Source organism: Roseateles sp. (genome assembly GCF_031397715.1).
Classification (GTDB): Bacteria; Pseudomonadota; Gammaproteobacteria; order Burkholderiales; family Burkholderiaceae_C; genus Paucibacter_A.
The window spans coordinates 1-2,291 of sequence record NZ_JANNMI010000131.1 but is presented as its reverse complement, the minus strand read 5'-3'; the positions used below and the strand labels follow the sequence as shown (position 1 = coordinate 2,291).

3 protein-coding genes are annotated in these 2,291 nt (G+C 62.3%); 2 read left to right on the top strand and 1 reads right to left on the bottom strand.

The window, feature by feature from the left end; genetic code table 11:
• Window positions 1-1,121, top strand: a 1,121-nt coding sequence (locus RMO57_RS05715) for a phosphoenolpyruvate carboxykinase (GTP) (RefSeq protein WP_310385028.1), incomplete at its 5' end; no start/stop codon positions are given.
• A 68-nt stretch (window positions 1,122-1,189) separates the two neighbouring features.
• On the opposite strand, the gene RMO57_RS05710 is transcribed toward RMO57_RS05715, so the two are convergent.
• On the bottom strand, window positions 1,190-1,426 hold the full coding sequence (locus tag RMO57_RS05710; protein WP_310385027.1) for a hypothetical protein: 237 nt from the start codon (window positions 1,424-1,426) through the stop codon (window positions 1,190-1,192).
• A 133-nt stretch (window positions 1,427-1,559) separates the two neighbouring features.
• On the opposite strand from RMO57_RS05710, the gene RMO57_RS05705 reads away from it, so the two are divergent.
• Window positions 1,560-2,291: LysR family transcriptional regulator (locus RMO57_RS05705; protein ID WP_310385026.1), on the top strand; the 732-nt coding region annotated here is incomplete at its 3' end.

Below are 2,291 nucleotides of genomic sequence, written 5' to 3'. Positions count from 1 at the left end.
AAGGCTGGTTGGCCGAGCACATGCTGATCCTGGGTGTGACCTCGCCCGCGGGCAAGAAGTACCACTTCGCGGCGGCCTTTCCTAGTGCCTGCGGTAAGACCAATTTCTCGATGTTGATTCCGCCGGCGGCGTTCGAAGGCTGGAAGGTCACCACCATTGGTGACGACATCGCCTGGATCAAGCCCGCTGCCGATGGCCGCTTGTACGCAATCAACCCGGAAGCCGGCTACTTTGGCGTCGCGCCCGGCACCAATGAGCTGACCAACTACAACTGCATGGCCAGCTTGGGCAAGGACGTGATCTTCACCAATGTCGCGCTGACCGATGACGGCGATGTCTGGTGGGAGGGCATGACCGCCACCCCGCCGGCCCATTTGATTGATTGGCAGGGCAAGGACTGGACGCCGGCGATCGCCAAGGAAACGGGCGCCAAGGCGGCCCACCCAAATGCCCGCTTCACCGTCGCGGCGATCAATAACCCGGCGCTGGATGCCGACTGGGACAACCCCGCCGGCGTGCCGATTGACGCCTTCATCTTCGGCGGCCGCCGCTCGACTACGGTGCCGTTGGTGACCGAAGCGCGCGACTGGACCGAGGGCGTCTATATGGCCGCCACCATGGGCTCGGAAACCACCGCCGCCGCGGCCGGCCAGCAGGGCGTGGTGCGCCGCGACCCGTTTGCCATGCTGCCCTTCATGGGCTACAACATGAGCGACTATTTTCAGCATTGGCTGGACATGGGCGCCAAGCTGGCGGCCAGCGGCGCCACGCTGCCCAAGATTTACTGCGTCAACTGGTTCCGCAAGGGTGCCGACGGCAAGTTTGTCTGGCCCGGCTATGGCGAGAACATGCGCGTGCTGAAATGGATGCTGGACCGCATCGAAGGCCAGGGCGGTGGCGACGAGCATGCCTTCGGCGTGACGCCGCGCTACCAGGACATCAACTGGAGCGGGCTGGACTTCACGCCCGAGCAGTTCAACATCACCACCCATATCGACAAGGCAGCTTGGGGGCTGGAGATGCAGCTGCACGAGGAGCTGTTCCAGCAGTTGGCCTATCACCTGCCGGCCGAGTTGCCGGCCACCAAGCTGAAGATCGCCGCGCGTTTGGCGGCTGAATAAGCTGAGAAAGCAAGCGCCGCCCAGCAAAAAGCCCGCTGATTCAGCGGGCTTTTTTTCGAGTCGGAATTTCAGCGACGGCAGTTGGCGGCGCGCAACTCGGCGGCAAACGAGGGCATGCTGCTCTCGTAATGCTGGGCCAGCGCCAATAGTTCACGCTCGGCGCGCGCTTCGGCGGCAACGGCCATGCGTGCCTTGACCGATGCGATCACATTCATCCACAGGCGTGCGCCGATGGAAGTGACCGAACCGCCGTGGCGGATATTGCGGGCCATTGGCCGGCCGAAAGTTTGGGTTGCGACGCTCATGGCATCTCCTTGGTGTGAGGCTTGTTGGGTGGCTTTTTTGAGCCGATGCCGCATTGTCGGGTAAACCCTAGTCATCGACAAATGAATTGTTTGAATCGAAGATATCAAAGTTTCATATATCGAGCGGGATGCAATGAACTTTCGCAATCTTGATCTGAACCTGCTGCGAGTCTTTGATGCGGTGATGGCCGAGCGCAGCCTGACCCGGGCGGCCGCCAGGTTGTCGATGACGCAGCCGGCGGTCAGCCACGCGCTGAAACGCTTGCGCGAAGCGCTGGGTGAGGAGTTGTTCGTCCGCCAGGCCTTCGGGATGAAGCCGACGTCAAGGGCGGAGGGCATGTGGCCAGAGGTGCAACTGATATTGCAGCGCCTGCAGGCGCTTTTTGCGCCGGGAGAATTTCAGCCCGAGACGCAGGCGCACACCTTTCGCATCGCGATGGCCGACGCCACCGCCGCCCTGTTGCTGCCGCCGCTGATCGCGCAGCTTGAGGAAGCGCGGGCGCTCGCCAACGTGCATGTGCTGCCACTGGCCACACGCGATCCGCGCAGCTTGCTCGATCAGGGTGAGGCGGACTTTGCGGTCGGCTATTTCCCCGGCGCGGTAGCGGCGCTGCGGGCTCAGGGTGAGCAGTCGATGATTCGCCAGCATCGGCTCTACGACAGCGAATATGTATGCGTGATGCGGCGTGGCCATCCTTTGGAGCACCTGCCGCTAGATTTGGACGCGTTTTGCGCTGCCCATCATTTGTTGGTGAGTTTTTCGGGTCGGCCGCATGGCTTTGTCGACGAGGCACTGAATGCGATCAACCGCAGCCGACGCATCGTCTTGACGGTCAATCAATTTTTTACCGCCGGGCGCGTGGTG